The sequence below is a fragment of the Oceanospirillum beijerinckii DSM 7166 genome, from assembly GCF_000422425.1.
In the GTDB taxonomy this organism is placed as follows: domain Bacteria; phylum Pseudomonadota; class Gammaproteobacteria; order Pseudomonadales; family Halomonadaceae; genus Oceanospirillum; species Oceanospirillum beijerinckii.
In genome coordinates, this window is record NZ_AULT01000007.1 from 171,774 (window position 1) to 191,795 (window position 20,022).

Sequence of the window (20,022 nt, forward strand, 5' to 3'; positions counted from 1 at the left end):
ATATAGTGAAATCCCAGTCAGTCAAGGGATGGGCATTCAAGTATGAGTGAATTCAATTCATGGCACTTGAGGAATAGGATTCATAGAAGGAGAGGGCAGTGGTACAATCCCCGCCTTCAACTTAGACCAACTCTTTTTCAACTGGCGACCTTTAGCAGGATCGCACCATCTTGGGATGATATATGCTCAGCTATCGACACGCGTTTCATGCCGGTAATCACGCCGATGTGATTAAACACCTGACTCAGGCACTGATCTTGGAAGCGTTGAGCAAAAAAGCAAAACCTTACTGCTATATCGATACCCATGCCGGTGGTGTGCTGTATGACCTGGACAGTGAAGAGGCACAGAAAACCGGTGAAGCCGAACAGGGTATCTGCCAGGTGATTGATCACCCACTGCTGCCACAGAGCTATCGTCAGGTGATTATCGACTATAACTCAGACGGTGTACTGCAAGTTTATCCCGGCTCTCCAGCGGTTGCACAAGCGTTTCAGCGTGAGCAGGATCATCTTATCCTGATGGAACTGCATAATAACGAAGTGGCTAACGTGAAGCGTGAAACCCGCTACTGGAATAATACCTCAGTTCATCATAGAGATAGCTTTGAAGGCCTGCCTGCGATCTTGCCGCCAACACCACGCAGGGGTTTGGTACTGATCGATCCTTCTTACGAGATCAAAACCGATTACACCAAGACCGCCAAAGCAGTGAAAAACGCCTACAAGCGCTGGGCAACCGGCATCTACGCTGTGTGGTACCCGATACTGGTTGATGATAAAAGCCGTATCCTGCTGGATGAACTGGAACAGAGCGGAATCCGCCGTATCCTCATCGCTGAGATCTCCCGTGAAGCAGGCACAGATGAAACCTTCGGCATGATTGGCAGCGGCATGCTGCTGGTGAATCCACCCTATCAGCTGGACGAGCAACTGCAAGAGATTCTGCCAGAGCTTGCCCAGGCTATGCTGGGGCCGGATGCAAAAGCTAGCGTACGTTGGCTGGTAGGCGAGTAACCTCTTGCAGAAATAAAGCACACGAACACTGAGCAGAGTGCAGCGTTATCGCCAGTCGGGGTGATACGGCTTTCTTCCAAGCAGACGGGTTTGCTGGCTTCGCCGAGCAAACAAAAAAAGCCGGTCATTTGACCGGCTACGAAGAGGGTGAAAACCCAAGAACAACAAGCCCGAACGCTTGTTAGGAGAACAAACAGGAGTCAATACCAAAGCACTACATAAAACAGCAAGATTAATGTATGCCTTTAACAATAGTTCAATATTTGCTGGGCTGCACAAGTAAATCTGCACCGGATCAAAATACCCACTAAGCCTGGATGCCTGGATGCCTGGATACAACAAAATATTTAACAGCTCGCTAAATCGGCACGACTACTGGCTTACCTTGTAGAGCTCTGGCAGCAGATAATCGACTCCATATCGTGCAGTAATCTGTTGTACCAGCCCTTCGGTGGATGCCCGCTCAACAATATCCCCCAGCTTATAAGCCAGTTGACGGTAGTTACTATGAACGGCCATACCAATATCCCAATCAAGCTGATGCAGTCGAGGCAGGGCTACCGTTGATAGTTGGAAGTCTTGCTTCTGCGTTGGATGATGTTTAGATAGCCACTGCAGTTGGCTTTGCATGCCCATAATAGCTGCGACCTCTTTCTCTTGTAATGCACTATAGGCGTCTCTCAGATCGATAAAATGGCGCACTTTGTCACGAATCTGGCCATTAAACACTGACATCAGATAGACATCGGGCAGGCTATCCGTTTCCACTGCAACCGGATGATAACGGAGCACGGCTAAAGTCCCCAGTGAGTCCAACTGATCGGCATCAAAGCCTACTCGCCAGCGCTCTTTCTGGTAAGGGCCGAACATATGCACCAGATCATTTTTCACCTCACCAAACTCATTGGTCTGATAAGAAAACTCTTTGTCGTAAGGTACACGCATCATCACATCGGCAATGCTTCTGCCAAGGTAGTGTCCCTTCCAGACGTGGTTACGCAGATCATCATCCAGGGTTTCATCCGGAGTCATCCAGCGCAGTTTCAACTCCAGCTTCAGCTGCTGAGCGATATGTTGGGCTAGTTCAACATCGATGCCTTTGGCTTTACCGTCCTCATCTTTATAGGAGTAGGGGGGGAACTCTTTATAAACAGCAATCTCGATAAAACCTGATGCCATAACGTCATCATAGCTACGGGCCTGAGCAGCAGGAGAGTAAAGCAGGTTGCTGAACACAACAGCGGTCAGTAACAGAAAAATCAGGAAAGCTTGGCTTACACGGTTATAAGCGGTCATTATTATTCTCCAAAAGGTCAGTTTTGGGATTCTATATATTTTCAGGGACAATCGGCCTGATGCTCGGCTGGGTCACTTTTAACGCCACCTGCCGATTGAGGATTTTATCGCCCCCAGAAACAGCCATCCCCCATACGCAGGGCAGTGCATACAGGGGACAACCAAGCCTTGGTATCTTCAGCTGAATCCTTAGGGTTAGCGCACTACAAATTCACCCTTCATACCCTTATGCTCCAGGCCTTCGGCATAAAATTCAAAACGACCCGGTTTGATCGGTACAAAGTAGATCTCTACTTCACCGGCATCTTCAAACTCCAGCTCGGTCAAAGACACCGCTTTAATTTCTGCGGCTCCCACCTCTACTTTGCGCAGGTAGATAGAGGCAAAAAAATCCGGGGCTTTCAGTGCATACTCTTTCAGACCACTGGCCTGAATTTCCAGGCTGTACGCCTTACCTGTTTCCAGCTGATATTCGGTTTGTGACATACCATAGCCACTTTCTTCTGTACCCAATACCAGCTCGGGCAGGGCTGTGGCCTTGCGAGTCAGATCGCCTGCGGCTGATGCCAGACCAGGCAGCACTGCCAGCGTTAATGCCATTATTGTTGTTTTCATTAATTTCATTTCTATTCCCTCCAGAATATGTCATCCATGTTAGAAAGTGAGAAGCACTCTCAATATGCTACTTGAGAACTAGTTTCTTCCTTCTTTGTTCCCATTCACCTATCGAGCTATCCCGCCTAATCTCACTGGCATAACTATAAAAATGCTTAGACCCAACAGAAAAATAATCAAATACAAACCGATAGGTACGGGTATGCCATTACTCATGGAAAAGGCGAAACCGGTATTCCTTGCTGCAACAGTGACCTGCCTGGTGGGGGGCATCACAAGTTACAGCACGACCGCAGAAGCCGCGCTTAAAAAACCAAAGCTGGAAGTACAGATCCACTATCTGCGCATGATGCCGAAAGTACGGCCTGTGCTGTCTAATCTGATGCCCGATCCTAAAAACAGCGGTCAGGCCGGTGCTGAATTAGGCATCAAGGATAACAACACTACGGGACGCTTCACCGGTCAGCACTATCAACTCAACAGCCAGCACTTTACCTCGGAAGAGGCATTTCTGGCCGCCGTTGATCAAGTGATTAACCCGGATGCCCTGATTCTGGTTGACGCTCCCAGCCATCTATTGGCTAAAGCAGATAGTCGGGCTAAAGATCAGGGAGCCCTGCTGTTTAATGTCGGTAATAGCGACGATAGCCTGCGCACCAGCCAATGCCTGAACAATACACTGCACACCTATCCCAGTCGTGCGATGAAAACTGACGCTTTGGCACAGTGGTTAGCCACCCGTCGCTTCAGTGACTGGTTGCTGATCCAGGGACCGGAGGCTGAAGATAAAGCCTATGCTGATGCCCTGAAGCGCTCTGCCAAGCGCTTTGGCAGCAAAATTGTACTGGAGAAGCAATGGAGCTTTGATACCGATCTGCGTCGCACCGCTCAGAAAGAGCTACCCCTGTTTACCCAGGGTCCGGATTACGACGTCGTGCTGGTCGCCGACGAAGCCGGTGATTTTGGTCATTACGTGCCCTATAACACCTGGCTGCCACGGCCAGTTGCCGGAACTCAGGGGCTGACTCCAACGGCCTGGAATAAAGTGGTGGAACAGTGGGGCGCAGCTCAGCTGCAAAGCCGTTTTGAGAAGCAGCATCAGCGTCATATGAATGACCGGGATTACGCCGCATGGGCTGCAATTCGTTCAATTTCAGAAGCGATCCTGCAAAACAAGCAGCAGGCTGGCGAACAGCATAAAGCGCTGCCTATGAAGCAGTTTCTGATCGGTGACAAATTTCATCTGGCAGCCTTCAAGGGCCACAAGTTGACTTATCGCAACTGGAATGGCCAGCTGCGCCAGCCTATTCCTCTGGTGCAACCCACCTCTCTGGTCTCCCAGTCACCTCAGGCGGGTTATCTGCATCCGGTGACCGAGTTGGACACATTGGGTTTTGATCAGCAGGAAAGTCAGTGTCAGCTGCATAAGTCCTGACCCCATGGCTTCGCAATCACACAACAATAACAGTATCTGGATAACCAATAGGCATCATCATGTTTAAAAAGAGCTTACTTCATACTGCACTGAATACCCGTCGTATCAAATCCCTACTGATGGGCTCTCTTCTCGGCTCAGCACTGTTAACCGCCCCAGCTTTCGCCGATCTGGCTTATGTCAGTAATGAAAAGGACAACACCCTGTCCGTAATCGACCTGAACACTCTGGAAGTAAAAGAAACCATTGAAGTGGGCCAGCGTCCACGGGGTATTATTTTCAGCAAGGATTACAGCAAGTTATATATCTGCGCCAGCGACGATGACACGGTTCAGATTATGGATGTTGCGACGGGTGAGATTATTGATACCCTGCCATCCGGTGAAGACCCGGAGCAGTTCTCTCTGGCACCTAACGACCGCCACCTGTATATCGCCAATGAAGATGACGCTCTGGTGACCATTGTCGATACCAAAGACAGCACCGTACTGGCACAGATTGATGTGGGTGTAGAACCGGAAGGCATGGCAGTCAGTCCTAATGGCAAGATCGCCGTTAATACCTCTGAAACCACCAGTATGCTGCACTGGATCGACACCGAAACCTACGAGTTGTATGACAATACTCAGGTGGATCAGCGCCCACGCCATGTAGAGTTTAACAAAGACGGTTCTCTGTTGTGGGCCTCCTCTGAGATTGGTGGCACCGTTGTTGTTATTGATACCAGCAACCGTGAGATTCTCAAGAAACTGAATTTTGAGATTAAAGGCATTCACCCGGATCGTATCCAGCCCGTAGGTGTAAAGCTGACCGATGATGGCCAATACGCTTTTGTGGCTTTAGGCCCGGCAAACCATGTCGCGGTAGTCGATGCAAAGAACTATGAAGTGGTCGATTATCTGCTGGTGGGACGTCGCGTCTGGCATATGGATTTCAGCGCTGATCAAAGCAAACTGCTCACCACCAATGGCATCAGTGGCGATGTTTCTGTTATTGATATTAATAAGATGAAAGTGATCAAGAGTATCAAAGTAGGTCGTTACCCATGGGGCGTAGCGGTACTGCCAGCGGATAAAATCTCATCTGCGCAGGCTGAGCGCTGATCACTCGCATAAAGCACTCAAACCGAAAAAGACACAAATAAGATAACGATAAGAAACACTCCATAGTGCGACTATCTTCGGGTAGTCGCCTGTTTTACTTCCCATGATGGAGTCACATGATGAATAGCAGAGCTGATACTCTGACATCAGAGTGCCAAAACACCCACCAGGTCCTTCTGAATATTCAGGGCTTAAATTTTCAGTATGGCGCACTCAATGCGCTGACAGGCCTCAACTACCAGATCTACTCCGGTGCCTTCAATGCTTTGCTGGGGGCTAATGGCGCAGGAAAATCCACTCTGTTTAACCTGTTGGCGGGCTTACTAAAACCTCAACAAGGAGAGCTGCATTTTCAAGGTCAACCAATAAGGCACCTTAATGCCGATTATCTGGCCAATCTCGGTATTGTATTTCAGCAAAGCACTCTGGACATGGATCTCAGTGTCGGACAAAACCTTCACTACCACGCCTCACTACATGGATTAAGCCGTAAACAGGCCAAACAGCGTATAGAGGAAGAGCTGACCCGGTTAAATCTGCTTGACCGCATTAAAGACCCTGTACGCACTCTGAATGGCGGCCATAAGCGCCGAGTAGAAATTGCACGCGCCCTACTGCATCAACCTGCTTTTTTGATGCTGGATGAAGCCACTGTTGGCCTGGATCTGTCAACCCGGCAGCAACTTACAGACTATCTGCATCAACGTTGCCAGGATGATGGACTGACAGTGCTCTGGACCACTCACCTGATTGAAGAGATCCAGCCTCAAGACCCGGTTCTGATCCTATACAAAGGCGAAGCCAAATATTCCGGCTTAAGCGCAGAACTGATCCAGCAACAGGGTGTAACCGAGCTCAAACAACTGATTCAGCAACTGACCCGAGCGGAATAAATGATGCCAGACTCAACAATCCTTAACCCCGCCGCTTCTGAGCACAAAACAAGCCCTCTTTTTCGCCCATACAACCCAGGAATTGCAGGTTATTGGCGCACCTTTGCAGGTATTACTCAGCGGGAGTTTTTACGTTTCGTACAGCAACGCAGCCGCTTTCTGAGCGCACTGATTCGCCCTTTGCTCTGGTTGATCGTGTTTGCTGCAGGTTTTCGTGCGGTTCTTGGGGTATCGATTATGCCACCGTACGGCACCTATATAACCTATCAGGTGTATATCGCCCCTGGTTTGGTCGCCATGATCATTCTGTTTAACGCCATGCAGAGTGCACTCTCTATGGTGTATGACAGAGAGATGGGTAGCATGAAAGTGTTACTTACCTGCCCGCAACCCAGAGGCTTTCTATTATTCAGCAAACTATTGGCCAATGCTCTGGTAGCCTTACCCCAGATCTATGCGTTTCTGTTGATTGCCTATTTTGTTGATGTAGATCCACCTTTTATCGGTTATCTGGCGGTGCTACCTGCCTGTTTACTGGTAGCCATTATGCTAGGGGCTATAGGGTTGTTTATCTCCAGCTTTATTCGCCAGCTGGAGAACTTTGCCGGGGTGATGAACTTTGTTATCTTCCCGATGTTTTTCCTCTCTTCTGCACTCTATCCACTATGGAAAATGCAGGAAGCCGGTCCAATTCTATACGCTATTTGCAATGCTAATCCTTTTACCCATGCAGTAGAGTTGATTCGCTTTAGCCTATACGGCGAGCTGGATTTACAATCGCTGCTACTGGTCTGCTCGATAACTATTGGCTTCTTGTTTCTGGCTATTATTAGTTTCGATCCACAAAAAGGTTTATCAAAAGGTAAAAAATCTTAGCCCAAAGCATGTTAATCCACCCAGAAACAGTACTGAAGTAGTAGAAACCACTACTACTTCAGGCTGATCACAAAACAACCAAAGCAGCAGTTTATTTACTCACTGTTAAGCTAAGGTAAAGATAGATAAAAAGTCATTGAGTGGTTCGGCAAAACCAGTGGATTCTCTGATCAAAACACCGGAAGAGTCTCAAGCAGAGGAAAAAAATCTAAAATACTCCATTAGAGCACCAAAAAGCCTACCTACCACAAGATGCTTATAAAGAATAAAAAGATCTATTAAAACAATAAGTTGACTAACGTCGGCTAGATATTTCTCCCGTTACAGCGCATCATACTACCCTAGTGCTTTAACGGCTCAGCTAACAACTATAGCCCACTACTACGACAATAATGAGGGGTGCTTCGTGTATAAGATTATCACCGCAGATGATCACCCGATTTTTCGGGAAGCGATCTCAAATGTGGTCCGCAGCCGCTATCCAGACAGTGAGATTATGGAAACATGCAACCTCACTGAAACCCTTGATTTGGTTAACGACGATAATGAAGTCGACTTGGTGCTGCTGGATCTGAATATGGATGGCATGGATGGCTTTCAGGGACTGATGCAACTAAGGGAAATTGCGCCAACAATTCCTGTCGTTATCGTCTCTGCTGAGGAAGATAAAAAGGTCGTCTTACAGGCCATTACCTTTGGTGCCGTTGGTTTTATTACCAAGTCTACGCCCAGGGATCAAATGCACAAAGCGCTGGAACAGATTCTGGCAGGGAGTGTGTATCTGCCGTCAGATATTATCCGGGGCGATGCACCACAAAATGCACCGCTGTCAGGAGCCCAGGCATTGCGTCAGCAAAAACAGGCTGAAACAATTGACCCTGAACTTCTATCCTCTTTAACCCGTCGCCAGATCATCGTGTTACAACGTATGGCCCAGGGTGAGTCCAATAAGCAGATCGCTTATCACCTGTCGATTGCCGAAACCACAGTTAAAGCCCATGTGTCGGCAATTCTGCGTAAACTGAAGGTATCTAACCGTATTCAAGCGGTGATTGCAGCCCGCGATATTAACTTTGCTGATTACCTACGAGCTTAATATTTATCAGCGTTTGCTCTTTACAAAGCCTGCAGCAAAGACAAAGCCCGTCTTTGCTGCTTTCTGATCTCCTAACATCTATCCGCTTTTTATTCAGAATTAATAGCCCCTTCTGGTAACCCTTATTTTCAACACTGCCTGCACAAAAAACAAAAGAGCCGTAAGGCTCCTTAAACAAGCACTCAATAATATTCATATATATTTATCCTCTCCGACCGGCGGTCGGAGAGGGCAAGGGCAGCGATGTCGAAAAACTTTTGCTCGGATGCTTAGGTCAGTAATCACTTAGGCGTATAGCCAACCCTGAATCCCCCCCAGTGACGCCCATTGACCATGACAGGAACAGATAGGTCATGCATCACTTCACCGGTATCTCGCTTGTAGGTCTGCAACAAAAGCTTCTCTTTATGCTGACCGCAACGAATACCAGTGGGATCATTGAAGATACGCTTACTTCGACTTTTAACCAGATCAACTTCAGGATTACCCGTCGGGGGGTTGCTGTACTGATTATTATGGGTTGGCACATAACCATGATCATCTATCATAATGGCGTAAGCAAAGCCATGGGTCTTTAACAGATCTTCCTGAATAGCCGGTAGTACCTTATCGGTAAATTGATCAAAACGAGTGGAGAACTTCTGAGGATTAGTGCCTTCAACCGGTCGATAATTACGATCAAACAGATCCTCCATACTCAGAGTACCGCGCTGTACTGCCTGCTCAAAGGCTTGCTGAACCCGTTGTGCGCCATCGCGGCATGCCATATAAGCCTCCCGGTGCTGGCCATCCACCGCCTGACGCGCCAACTCAGCTGTAATTTTCTCAGCCCCGTGCATCAGTTGTTCCGCCTGTTTGGACAAAGTATGCATCTGTTCATTACCCGAGGTAATCTCTTCTTTGAGTGAACTGATGGAACGGGATATATCCTCAATATGCTCGTGACTGGTACCTACAGCCTCAGCAATACCACTAATCTGGTTTTCCACTTCATCGAACTGATTGGCCATATCGCCCAAACGATTACCTACTGTTTCTACCTTTTCGGAACCAAACGTAATTCGGGATACCAGATCTTCAATTGTAGTCACCACTTCGTGGGTACTGGTTTGAATCTCCTGAACAATATCGCCCACCTGCTGGGTGGAATCCGATGTGCGACTGGCCAGACTACGCACTTCATCAGCTACAACCGCAAAACCACGACCATGCTCACCCGCACGAGCCGCCTCAATCGCAGCATTCAGAGCCAATAGGTTTGTTTGCTCAGCGATGCCCTCAATAACCTTAGTCACATCCTGAATACGGGAGGACTTATCGTTTAACTCATTGATTAACGAGAGGGTATGATCGGTACGTGAACTGATATCCCGCATCTGGATAATCGCTTCCTGCAACTCATCACGCCCGGTAAAGCTATACTCTTTTGCCTGAGTAGCCAGCTCAGTTACGCTACCGGCATTTACGGATACCTGATGCATAGTTACCGTAATGGACTCTACCCGGGTAGCCACTTTCTCCACCTCTTCCTGCTGGACATCCAGACGTTTATCCATTTTATCCGCTAAATGGGATACTTCTGCAGTAGAAATTGCTGTTTGGCTGGCAGTCCCACCTAAAGAGACCGCCATCTGGCGTAGTTTGGCAAAACCACCGATAAAGCGACCTAATGGGGTGGCTGACAAGCCCTGAGATTGCAGGCTATTTCTGACCTGCTCAAGATCCTGAGAACTCAGCTCTTCTTTATTAACCAGTTGCTGTAAAAGGGGAGGCACCCCACCGCCAGATTTGACCAAAGAAGGTACTATAACGGCCATTAAAGCCGTTACGATCAATACCACGCCTAACCCCATAGACAGCTCGCCGGTTGTGATTCCGTAAATAATAGCTGCCAATAAAGGGACACCAGCGACATAGGCCAATTTATTAGTATTAGCTTGGCTCATTATCTTCCTGCTCCCACCTGCACACACAGGGACAATTTATTGTTATTTATAGATTGTGCTCAATCCTCCATCATACGTTTTGTCCCTAAGCGCTTATCCTCTACTTTAGTCCTAATAAAGGCTGTTTTTTAGCATATAAACAGTTCCAATACATATCTTTACTCTAATTAACAGAGAGCTTTATTCGCAACCGCACAAATAAAACATTAATAACTCATGATTAATTTATTCTAAACACTACATGCTCTAGGTAGGTACAAAGTTTAGTGCTAACCCATTGTTACACCAGCGCTCACCTGTAGGCTTAGGCCCATCGTTAAACACATGTCCCTGGTGACCACCGCAACGGGCACAGTGATATTCAGTTCTGGGATAGATCAGCTTAAAGTCAGTAGAAGTACCAATATGCCCCTCTACTACAGTGAAGAAACTGGGCCAACCCGTACCACTGTCGTACTTCATGTCAGATGTAAATAGCAGATAGTCACAGCCCGCACAGCGGTACTCGCCTTTGCGTTTCTCATCATTAAGTGGGCTGGTAAAAGAACGTTCCGTGCCCTCTTCACGCAGAATATAGAATTGCTCTGGGGTCAAACGCTTACGCCACTCCAATTCAGATAGCTTTAACTCTTCAACCTTATTCCCCTCAGTGTGGTGTGCCTGACTGACAGTGCTGTAAGCAAATGGCAAGCTGGCTAATGCCTGAAGAAAGGTACGTCGTTTCATGTTCTACTCCTTAAGTCATTATGCTTTGATAAATACGCACAACAGCTTGTAATAGATGCAGAAAATTTCATTTTAGGGATGGCAAAACTAAGTTTTTGATTAATTACTTTATAAGAATAGAGATAAACGAAATGAAAAAACAGATAAGCGCAAAAAAATGATGGATTTCAAAACCTGGCAAGCGCGGCGTGTATACTTTTTAAATACACGAGCTTTTAACATCCAGCCCATCGTCATTAATAACGACGAAGCAAACATACAGTACTTTCCCCCATATAAAACCCATATTTTCCGGCCGCTTCGACCGGAAAATATGGGAATATTTATGCTCGGATACTTAAGCGTAATTTCACTCTGAATAGAGCTTTCGTATCACGATTGTATTTGCCTTCAGCACGCCAACATAAATCTTTCTATTCTATCCTCTCCGACCAGTAGCCGGAGAGGATAAGGGGATGAATATCGAAAAGATTCTGGGCTGGAGATTAATTATTCACTTTCTTCACCCTGACGCGCCCAGAAACCATGACTGCCACCGGCTTGCTCAGGGTCAAACCAGTTCAGTTTCTCATGCAAGGAGACCACTTCACCCACAATGATCAGTGTAGGTGGCTCCAGCTTCTTATCTGCAATATGTTCAACAATGGTATCCAGTGTCGCTACGATATTGCGCTGATTACGGGTCGTACCCTGCTGAATCAGAGCAACCGGTGTATCCCCCGCACGGCCATGAGCCACCAATTGACGGGCAATTTCTGGCAACCCTACCAGCCCCATATAAAAGACGACGGTCTGCGCACTACTCGCCAGCTCAGCCCACGGCAGATTTGTCGTACCATCTTTCAGGTGCCCAGTGACAAAACGCACGGATTGAGCGTAGTCTCTATGGGTCAAAGGTATACCTGCGTAGGCGGCACATCCTGCTGCCGCTGTAATGCCCGGCACCACCTGAAAGGGGATCTTGTTCTGACTGAGCTTATCGATCTCTTCACCGCCACGACCAAAGATAAAGGGATCCCCACCCTTCAAGCGCAGCACTCGCTTACCTTGCAGTGCCAGATCGACCAATAACTGGTTGATCTCACCTTGAGGAACCGCATGATCAGAGCGGGCTTTACCGACGTAGATACGCTCGGCATCAGAGCGGCACAGGTCAACAATCTCAGGTGCAACCAAACGATCATACAGTACTACATCGGCTTGCTGGATCAGACGTACCGCTCTTAGGGTCAATAGCTCAGGATCACCAGGACCGGCACCCACCAGATAGACTTCCCCCTGCAACTGATCCGCTTCAATCACTTCCAGATTATTTTCTAATAACTGTTCAGCCTGCTGCTCACGGCCCGCAATCATCAATTCACCAGCAGCACCCTGCAATTGCTGAGACCAGAAACGCTCACGGTGCTTTTTATTGGGGAATAGTGTTTTAACCCGATCTCCCCAACCCGCCACCAGATGACTCAGGCGGCCATAGGATTGCGGAATCCAAGCTTCCAGTCTGGCTTTAAGAATACGTGTCAAAACCGGTGCTTCACCGGTAGAAGCAACAGAGATCATTACCGGATGGCGGTCGATCAGATAAGCCAGAGTAGCATTGGACAGCTCAGCGTGTTCTGCCACATTGACCAGGCGTCCCTCAGCTTTTAGCTTAATTGCCTGCTCACGCTGCCACTCCAGGTCCCCCTCTGCAATCACTACCAGAGGGAAGCGGTCCTTATGCTGCAAAGCTTCCTGCACACTGACTTCAGACAGTTGATGTTGATGTACCAGCTCTCGCAGCTTATGACAAAACGGCTGCTCAGATGCCACTGCCACCTGAGCATTAACACGTAGCAGAGCCTGTAACTTGCGGCGGGCAGAATCATCATGACCGATTACTACAGCGCCAAACTCTTGGGTATTCACCATCAAGGGCAGCATTTTCATAATTTATTCTCACCAAGCATTTTTCTAAGCATAGATAGCCAAACAAAAATATTTCAATCTTCACCAGCTGCAGTCGATGAAGTAACACTATTCCCGATAAGTTTCTTGATATCAGAGTAGGTTGGATAAGCGAAGCGCCATCCGACATTTGCTCTGGAATCTAATTCTTATCGGAAGGCGCCCTGCGGCTTTTCCGACCTACAACAACTTATCTTGTTTGGTATGGCACTTCGTTTTACAGCGATGCTTTTGTTTAGGCGACCAACAAAAAAGCGGCCCTATGGCCGCTTTTTCAACCGAAACAATGTATAGCTTTCAGAAGACAGGGGTTTAAAACAGAGTTTTACCGCTCAAACTTCTTTTATTTCGGTGTTATATGCACTCTTTTTGAGGCATTAACCGATCACGGTAATGCCACCCATGTACGGCTGCAGTGCTTCCGGCACGTGAATGCGACCTTCTGCATCCTGGTAGTTTTCCATTACAGCTACCAGAGTACGACCTACCGCAAGACCGGAACCGTTCAGTGTATGCAGCAGTTCAGGTTTGTTGGTCTCTGGATTACGGTAACGAGCCTGCAAGCGACGTGCCTGGAAATCACCAAAGTTGGAACAAGAAGAGATCTCACGGTACTTCTGCTGACCCGGCAGCCAAACTTCAATGTCGTAAGTCTTGGTTGCGGAGAAGCCCAGATCACCACCACACAGGGTAACAACACGATAAGGCAGACCCAGACGCTGCAGGATCATCTCAGCGTGGCCGGTCAGCTCTTCCAGGGCATCGAAAGATTTGTCTGGCTCAACCAGCTGTACCATCTCAACTTTTTCAAACTGGTGCTGACGGATCATGCCACGGGTATCACGACCATAAGAACCCGCTTCACTGCGGAAACACGGGGTGTGAGCAGTCATTTTTACTGGCAGATCTTTAGCCGCAACAATCTCATCACGCAGGATATTGGTTACCGGCACCTCTGCGGTAGGAATCAGATAGTACTCACTCTCACCCTGCAGCTTGAACAGATCTTCTTCAAACTTCGGCAACTGGCCCGTACCACGCAATGAATCCTTATTTACCATATAAGGCACGTATACTTCGTCATAGCCGTTTTCACCGGTATGAGTATTCAGCATAAACTGGGTCAGAGCGCGGTGCATACGGGCCAGAGGGCCTTTGATGGTCGCAAAGCGGGAGCCGGTAATTTTAACTGCAGTTTCAAAGTCCAGCAGGCCATCTGTCGCTCCGAGATCAACATGATCTTTTGGCTCAAAATCGAATGCTTTTGGCTCACCCCAGCGACGAATCTCAACGTTATCATCTTCGCTGTTACCCGCAGGTACAGACTCATGTGGCAGGTTAGGGATGGTCAGCAGTAGGCCGTTCAGTTCTTCCTGCAGCTCGCTCAGCTGCTGTTTAGCAGCATCCAGACGATCACCCAGATCACTCACTTCCGCCAGCAGAGGTTGAATATCTTCACCCGCAGCTTTAGCTTTACCGATGGACTTGGAACGGGTATTACGCTCACTCTGCAGTTGTTCAGTTGCAGTTTGCAGCTCTTTACGACGCGCTTCCAGCTCTTGCAAGCGCGCAGTATCTAGCTCATAGCCACGAATTTTCAGTTTTTCTGCGACTGTTTCCAGTTCAGCACGAATCAGCTTAGGATCAAGCATCGATCATTACCCATTAAGTTTTAGTCTATCCTTCGATCAGGTAAATTGTTTACCCAACCACATGCCAGCGGCCACGGCAGCCAAACAACACATAACGCTTAACATGATATAGAGCAGTGCTGCAGTGACTCGCCCGCTTTGAAATAAATTCAGTGATTCCAGTGCAAAGGTGGAAAAAGTGGTAAAAGCACCGGTAAAACCGGCCATCAGGATCGCCTGCCAGTGAGGCTCCAGCTTTAACTGCTGCACAACCACCGTATAAAGCAAACCGATCAGAATGGAACCAGCAATATTAACCGCCAGCGTACCGTAGGGAAACCCACGGCCAAACCATTGCGAGACTAAACCGACAATCCAATAACGGCCCATAGCCCCTATGGCACCACCAATGGCAACGGCCAGCATCTGGTTCATCTTGTACTCCTGTTTCGGTCTTACTTTACCACTCTTGTATTCCATCGTTTGCTTTTCAGCGCTGTTTGCCGGTTCTAGTTTGGCAGCAAGAACTTTCCAATAACGTACTGAAATTCAAGGCCATAATTGTAGAGAAAACTGAACCTTAACCAAAGCCCAAAAGGCCATTTACTTGCTAAAAACTTAAGTAAATAGAGGAAAAAGGGTTTCCTAGCCATAAGATCAATCACGCTTGTGCACTAAGCAAAGAAAAAACCGCACTGAGGGCGGACTAATGAGGGAGGCTACCTGAAATCCATTTCGGGTAAAATTTGTTTCATCGATAAGCTCTTTTCGATCAATTTATTAGCGTTGACTCTTTTTAGATCAAGCCACAGCGCTTTCTGAGATCAGCTCTTTATATAAACGTTTGTATTCTTCGGCAACTTCATCACCAAATAACGGGTCATCACGCTGAAACAGGCTCTCTTCGACCTTACTCCAATCATCATCAGTTAGACACTCTTCCAGCAGAGGGAAGACCCGGCCCTCTTCGCGGTTTAAGTGCGCCAACTGCTGATTGATAAAACTCTCCAGCTGTTGAGTGAATTGATCCATAGGTACAATGGCATCAAGAAGGATCTGTTCCACCACTTCATGGAAACCGCTGGAAGCCGCCTTAATTACAGCATGCTCATGCTCGACTTCGTTTAGGATATCTTTGTGTTGCGGGTAGTGTTCGATAGTGTATTGGTAAAGAACATCTTCGAGGGGATGGTGATGAGTATCAGCGTAGTCAACGACATAGCGAACCACATCCTGCATCAAATGATAATCAGGTCTTTCGCCCGCTTTCAACTCAGCCAGACGGCTCTTCAGTACCGCCAGTAAACGACTCAGGTTGATATGATCCTGATGCAGTTGTGTCATGATTTTAGCCATGAGCACCTCCTGAATATTCGATTAAAAAAGGAGACCTGTTATCGAATATAGCCAGTGCTCAGCGGTTTCAGCATGACCTAAATCAATTGTCACTCATTCTGTCACATACATCATAGTTTAAGATTCAGTACCTTGATCTGAGTCGTACCTTTGTAGAAGACTGACTCTATCTTTCTCCATTAGCCAGTCCAGCTTCTGTTGAATCTTGCTTTCCAGCCCCCGCGGTACAGGCTGATAGTAGCGAGTACCGGCTAACTCTTCGGGAAAATAACTTTCTCCCGCAGCGTAAGCATCCGGTTCATCATGGGCATAACGGTATTCCTGACCATAGCCGATCTCTTTCATCAGCTGGGTCGGCGCATTGCGTAGATGCTCGGGCACATCAAAACCGCCGGTTTCCCGCACATGGGCTCGGGCTTGTTTGTAAGCCATATAGACCGCATTGCTTTTCGGGGCACTAGCCAAATAAACAATAGCCTGGGCGATAGCTAATTCACCTTCCGGACTACCCAGACGTTCCTGCACATCCCAGGCGTTCAGACACAGTTGTAGCGCTCTGGGGTCAGCATTACCGATATCCTCACTGGCCATACGCACCACACGACGGGCGATATAGAGAGGATCACAGCCACCATCGAGCATACGGCAGAACCAATACAAGGCACCGTCTGGTGAGGAGCCACGCACGGATTTATGCAGCGCTGAGATCTGCTCATAAAACAGATCGCCGCCTTTATCCATTCTGCGAGTGCTTTCGGCCAATACTTCAGACAAGATCTGAGGGTTAATGGTCAGCCCCTGTTCACTATCAACCGCCAGATCTGCAGCCACTTCCAGTAGGTTGAGAGCCCGACGGGCATCTCCGTCGGCGGCCCTGGCCAATAGTTGCAGTGATTCATCTGCGACCACTAAACCCTGTTCACCCAGGCCGCGCTCTTTATCATCCAACGCAGACCTGAGCACTTGCTGTAAGTCTTCACTTTCCAAACCACGCAGAATATAAACCCGAGCACGGGATAACAGCGCATTATTTAACTCAAAGGAAGGGTTTTCAGTGGTCGCACCGACAAAGATAAAGGTGCCATCTTCCACATAGGGCAGAAATGCATCCTGCTGGGATTTATTAAAGCGGTGCACCTCGTCCACAAACAGCAGGGTTTTCTGACCATGGGCACGGGCTTGTTGCGCTCGCTCTACTGCAGCCCGGATCTCTTTCACGCCAGACAATACCGCAGAGATACTATCAAAACGAGCCTGGGTCAGTTCTGCAATCAGACGAGCCAGAGTCGTCTTACCCACACCGGGTGGCCCCCAGAAAATCATGGAGTGCAACTGATCACGTTCAATAGCCTGACGCAGGGGTTTACCTTCTGCCAGCAGATGTTGCTGACCGCAATATTCCGTTAGACTTTTGGGTCGCATACGGGCAGCCAGTGGCTGCCACACTGGCTGATCGGAGAAAAGATCCATCGATGCCTCTACTGCTGCTATATATGGATGGCTATCTGTTGCTGCTATCTATTGTTGAATCACATCGACGTCGTCTGGCACCTGAAAGGTAAACAGATCGGCATCCAGGAGGGTATTCAGCTTACGATCAATCAACTCAATGGCCGTTCTTTGTCCCAGGCTATCTACCAGCAACAGACTTCGGAGTTCCTGATCAGCAAAGTTCAGGCGCAGTTCTTCAAATAGGGACTCTTCTTCCTTTGGTTTCAGTACAAACTCTTCCAGTTCACCGGAGCGAATACTATTCACATTAAAACGCTGACCGATGGAATCCACATCACCACTTAACAACATGGCTGGAGTTTTAGATGCAGATGCATCCATCTGTTGAATAGTAACCTGCTCAAGATCGGGATCATACAGCCACAAAGTTTTGCCATCAGACACTACAGTTTGAGGGAAAGGGTTTTCAGTTTGCCAATAGAACTGACCAGGACGCTGCAGACTCAGATGACCACTTACCTCCTGCAGACGACTGCCTCTGGCATCCAGAATGCGTTGTTGAAAGTCCGCGTCCAGTGAAGACATTTGATTCAACAGTTGCGTTAAACGCTGTACCGCAGCCTGATCCGCCTGAGCCGAACTTAACGTAACTAGAAACACACATGACATCATTATCAGCCCGATGAGCGGCTTGCTTAATCTTAATAACATACGATTCAACCTTAAATCTCTCGACCCATAAAAAGTCGGCCTCTAAAACCGCAGACCTTAAAAGCCATCATCTTAAAACCACAACCTTAAAAACCTCCGGTCTTTAAAACATATCACCCCTAAAATTCCATGCTTTTACGCTGTTTCATAAGAGTGTTTTCCTTTCGGTTCACAAGCGGGCTTCACTAACTATTTACGCAGTGAGTATGACTGCTCACCCGCAGGTGGCGGTGCCAATACTTCCCGCTGACCGTTATTGCCCATCCCTGATACAACGCCAGCAGCTTCCAGAGATTCCACTAACCGTGCTGCCCGGTTATAGCCGATTTTAAAGCGACGCTGAATACCGGATGCGGAGACTCGTTGGGTTTCAGTAATAAACTCCACAACCTGATCGTATAAAACATCCTTCTCCTCATCACCGGAAGCATAAGCACCTTCAGCTGAGACACCGTTTTCTTCCCAACTGTTCAAAATACTATCCACAAAATCAGGCGTGCCCCGACGCTTCCAGTTTTCCACCACCCGATGCACTTCATCATCATCGACAAAAGCACCGTGTACACGGATTGGCAACGCAGACCCTGGCGGCATATAAAGCATATCACCGTGACCAAGCAGTTGCTCTGCCCCCCCTTGATCCAGAATGGTGCGGGAATCGATCTTAGATGAGACCTGGAAAGCGATGCGTGTTGGCACATTGGCTTTAATCAATCCCGTGATCACATCCACAGAAGGGCGCTGAGTTGCCAGAATCAGATGAATACCCGCTGCACGAGCTTTTTGGGCCAATCGAGCAATCAGTTCTTCCACTTTCTTACCGACAATCATCATCATGTCGGCAAACTCATCGATAACAACGACAATAAACGGCAGTTTATCGAGCGTGGGTGGAATCTCTCCCTGTTTAGGCTCCCAGGTTGGATCAGCAACACGCGCCCCTTGCGCGGCAGCTTCATCCAGCTTGCTATTAAAACCTGCGATATTACGCACCCCCATTGCAGCCATCAGCTTATAACGACGCTCCATCTCGGCTACACACCAGTTCAGCGCGTTGGCGGCATCCTTCATATCCGTCACAACAGGAGTTAACAGATGAGGAATACCGTCATAGATGGACAACTCCAGCATTTTTGGATCGACCATAATCAGGCGCAGCTGCTCCGGCGTAGCCTTAAGCAGCATACTGATCAACATCGCATTGACCCCTACTGACTTACCAGAGCCTGTGGTACCGGCTACGAGCAAGTGAGGCATTTTAGCCAGATTCGCCACAACCGGCTGCCCGGCAATATCATCCCCTAATGCTAACGTCAGTGGTGATTTGGCTTGCTGGTAACTGTCGTGGTTCAATACTTTATGCAAACGAATCATCGCTCGGTTTTCATTCGGTATTTCAATCCCAACAGAAGACTTACCAGCGATCACTTCGACAACACGTACACTGCTGACTGCTAATGCTCGGGCCAGATCAGTCGCCAGATTGGTAATTTTACTGGCTTTAACGCCTGCCGCAGGTTTAATCTCAAAGCGTGTAATCACAGGTCCTGGATGAACCTCTACCACTTGTGCCTTAACATTGAATTCTTTCAGCCTGGTCTCCAACAGCTCAGACATTACCTCAAGCTGCTCATGTGTATAGCTTGGTTTGGCGTCGGCATCGCCTTGAGTTAACAACTCAAGACCGGGGAGATCACCAACGACCTCTCCTATATCGCTATCCTGAGGTTTCTGGAAACGAGCAACACTCCAGATCTCACCTTCCTCAGTCTGCATAGTGACCGCTTGCAGGCGTTCTTCATAATCATTGACCTGAGGCTCCGACTCGGCTGGAGCTGGAGCTGGAGCTGGAGCTGGAGCTGGAGCTGGAGCTGGAGCTGGAGCTGGAGCTGGAGCTGGAGCTGGAGCTGGAGCTGGAGCTGG

17 protein-coding genes are annotated in these 20,022 nt (G+C 48.2%); 6 read left to right on the forward strand and 11 right to left on the reverse strand.

Features of this window, described 5'->3' with window-relative positions; all coding sequences use genetic code 11:
• Positions 1-182 precede the first annotated feature (182 nt).
• Entirely contained in the window at positions 183-1,016 is an 834-nt protein-coding gene (locus H579_RS0102390; RefSeq protein WP_028299338.1) for a 23S rRNA (adenine(2030)-N(6))-methyltransferase RlmJ, read from the forward strand.
• Between the two features lie 372 nt (positions 1,017-1,388).
• Here H579_RS0102390 and H579_RS0102395 read toward each other — a convergent pair whose 3' ends face one another.
• Positions 1,389-2,312 (reverse strand): substrate-binding periplasmic protein, encoded by a 924-nt coding sequence (locus H579_RS0102395; RefSeq protein ID WP_051227237.1) that lies wholly within the window; start codon positions 2,310-2,312, stop codon positions 1,389-1,391.
• A 195-nt stretch (positions 2,313-2,507) separates the two neighbouring features.
• Positions 2,508-2,936, reverse strand: a complete 429-nt coding sequence (locus H579_RS0102400; RefSeq protein ID WP_028299340.1) for a cupredoxin domain-containing protein — start codon at positions 2,934-2,936, stop codon at positions 2,508-2,510.
• 193 nt (positions 2,937-3,129) lie between these two features.
• On the opposite strand from H579_RS0102400, the gene H579_RS0102405 reads away from it, so the two are divergent.
• The 5 genes from H579_RS0102405 to H579_RS0102425 all read left to right on the forward strand — a co-directional run bounded on the left by H579_RS0102405 (position 3,130) and on the right by H579_RS0102425 (position 8,330).
• Positions 3,130-4,362: an ABC transporter substrate-binding protein gene (locus H579_RS0102405; RefSeq protein WP_084623832.1), complete on the forward strand. Its 1,233-nt coding sequence runs from the start codon at positions 3,130-3,132 to the stop codon at positions 4,360-4,362.
• Positions 4,363-4,421: 59 nt separating this feature from the next.
• Entirely contained in the window at positions 4,422-5,465 is a 1,044-nt protein-coding gene (locus H579_RS23950; protein WP_084623834.1) for a YVTN family beta-propeller repeat protein, read from the forward strand.
• Between the two features lie 119 nt (positions 5,466-5,584).
• Positions 5,585-6,358 (forward strand): ATP-binding cassette domain-containing protein, encoded by a 774-nt coding sequence (locus H579_RS0102415; protein ID WP_084623836.1) that lies wholly within the window; start codon positions 5,585-5,587, stop codon positions 6,356-6,358.
• 3 nt (positions 6,359-6,361) lie between these two features.
• Entirely contained in the window at positions 6,362-7,234 is an 873-nt protein-coding gene (locus tag H579_RS0102420; protein WP_084623848.1) for an ABC transporter permease, read from the forward strand.
• Between the two features lie 406 nt (positions 7,235-7,640).
• Positions 7,641-8,330, forward strand: coding sequence for a response regulator (locus H579_RS0102425; RefSeq protein ID WP_028299344.1), 690 nt, complete (start codon positions 7,641-7,643; stop codon positions 8,328-8,330).
• 281 nt (positions 8,331-8,611) lie between these two features.
• Here H579_RS0102425 and H579_RS0102435 read toward each other — a convergent pair whose 3' ends face one another.
• From H579_RS0102435 to H579_RS0102480, 9 genes are all read right to left on the reverse strand, one after another.
• Positions 8,612-10,276, reverse strand: a complete 1,665-nt coding sequence (locus H579_RS0102435) for a methyl-accepting chemotaxis protein (protein WP_028299346.1) — start codon at positions 10,274-10,276, stop codon at positions 8,612-8,614.
• 246 nt (positions 10,277-10,522) lie between these two features.
• Positions 10,523-11,002, reverse strand: a complete 480-nt coding sequence (msrB, locus tag H579_RS0102440; protein ID WP_028299347.1) for a peptide-methionine (R)-S-oxide reductase MsrB — start codon at positions 11,000-11,002, stop codon at positions 10,523-10,525.
• Between the two features lie 489 nt (positions 11,003-11,491).
• A complete protein-coding gene (gene cysG / locus H579_RS23955; protein WP_051227238.1) occupies positions 11,492-12,931 on the reverse strand; it encodes a siroheme synthase CysG in 1,440 nt (479 codons plus the stop codon).
• A 395-nt stretch (positions 12,932-13,326) separates the two neighbouring features.
• The gene (gene serS, locus H579_RS0102455) at positions 13,327-14,601 is read right to left on the reverse strand and encodes a serine--tRNA ligase (protein ID WP_028299349.1); all 1,275 of its coding nucleotides are present in this window, start codon (positions 14,599-14,601) and stop codon (positions 13,327-13,329) included.
• Between the two features lie 36 nt (positions 14,602-14,637).
• Positions 14,638-15,015 (reverse strand): fluoride efflux transporter CrcB, encoded by a 378-nt coding sequence (gene crcB / locus H579_RS0102460; protein ID WP_028299350.1) that lies wholly within the window; start codon positions 15,013-15,015, stop codon positions 14,638-14,640.
• Positions 15,016-15,381: 366 nt separating this feature from the next.
• Positions 15,382-15,936, reverse strand: coding sequence for a hemerythrin domain-containing protein (locus H579_RS0102465; RefSeq protein WP_051227239.1), 555 nt, complete (start codon positions 15,934-15,936; stop codon positions 15,382-15,384).
• A 117-nt stretch (positions 15,937-16,053) separates the two neighbouring features.
• Positions 16,054-17,406, reverse strand: coding sequence for a replication-associated recombination protein A (locus H579_RS0102470; RefSeq protein WP_028299352.1), 1,353 nt, complete (start codon positions 17,404-17,406; stop codon positions 16,054-16,056).
• Between the two features lie 48 nt (positions 17,407-17,454).
• Complete coding sequence (gene lolA / locus H579_RS0102475; RefSeq protein WP_211224649.1) at positions 17,455-18,048, reverse strand: outer membrane lipoprotein periplasmic chaperone LolA; 594 nt, start codon at positions 18,046-18,048, stop codon at positions 17,455-17,457.
• Between the two features lie 240 nt (positions 18,049-18,288).
• Positions 18,289-20,022: DNA translocase FtsK (locus tag H579_RS0102480; RefSeq protein WP_028299354.1), on the reverse strand; the 1,734-nt coding region annotated here is incomplete at its 5' end.

What these genes read in the sequence shown, in the direction of transcription:
- H579_RS0102470 (WP_028299352.1), bottom strand. Translation starts at nt 17,406, where the DNA reads ATGGATCTTTTCTCCGATCAGCCAGTGTGGCAGCCACTGGCTGCCCGT.
- cysG (WP_051227238.1), bottom strand. Translation starts at nt 12,931, where the DNA reads ATGAAAATGCTGCCCTTGATGGTGAATACCCAAGAGTTTGGCGCTGTA.
- msrB (WP_028299347.1), bottom strand. Translation starts at nt 11,002, where the DNA reads ATGAAACGACGTACCTTTCTTCAGGCATTAGCCAGCTTGCCATTTGCT.
- H579_RS0102420 (WP_084623848.1), top strand. Translation starts at nt 6,362, where the DNA reads ATGCCAGACTCAACAATCCTTAACCCCGCCGCTTCTGAGCACAAAACA.
- serS (WP_028299349.1), bottom strand. Translation starts at nt 14,601, where the DNA reads ATGCTTGATCCTAAGCTGATTCGTGCTGAACTGGAAACAGTCGCAGAA.
- H579_RS0102390 (WP_028299338.1), top strand. Translation starts at nt 183, where the DNA reads ATGCTCAGCTATCGACACGCGTTTCATGCCGGTAATCACGCCGATGTG.
- H579_RS0102400 (WP_028299340.1), bottom strand. Translation starts at nt 2,936, where the DNA reads ATGAAATTAATGAAAACAACAATAATGGCATTAACGCTGGCAGTGCTG.
- H579_RS0102395 (WP_051227237.1), bottom strand. Translation starts at nt 2,312, where the DNA reads ATGACCGCTTATAACCGTGTAAGCCAAGCTTTCCTGATTTTTCTGTTA.
- H579_RS0102405 (WP_084623832.1), top strand. Translation starts at nt 3,130, where the DNA reads ATGCCATTACTCATGGAAAAGGCGAAACCGGTATTCCTTGCTGCAACA.
- H579_RS0102415 (WP_084623836.1), top strand. Translation starts at nt 5,585, where the DNA reads ATGAATAGCAGAGCTGATACTCTGACATCAGAGTGCCAAAACACCCAC.
- H579_RS0102465 (WP_051227239.1), bottom strand. Translation starts at nt 15,936, where the DNA reads ATGGCTAAAATCATGACACAACTGCATCAGGATCATATCAACCTGAGT.
- H579_RS23950 (WP_084623834.1), top strand. Translation starts at nt 4,422, where the DNA reads ATGTTTAAAAAGAGCTTACTTCATACTGCACTGAATACCCGTCGTATC.
- H579_RS0102435 (WP_028299346.1), bottom strand. Translation starts at nt 10,276, where the DNA reads ATGAGCCAAGCTAATACTAATAAATTGGCCTATGTCGCTGGTGTCCCT.
- crcB (WP_028299350.1), bottom strand. Translation starts at nt 15,015, where the DNA reads ATGAACCAGATGCTGGCCGTTGCCATTGGTGGTGCCATAGGGGCTATG.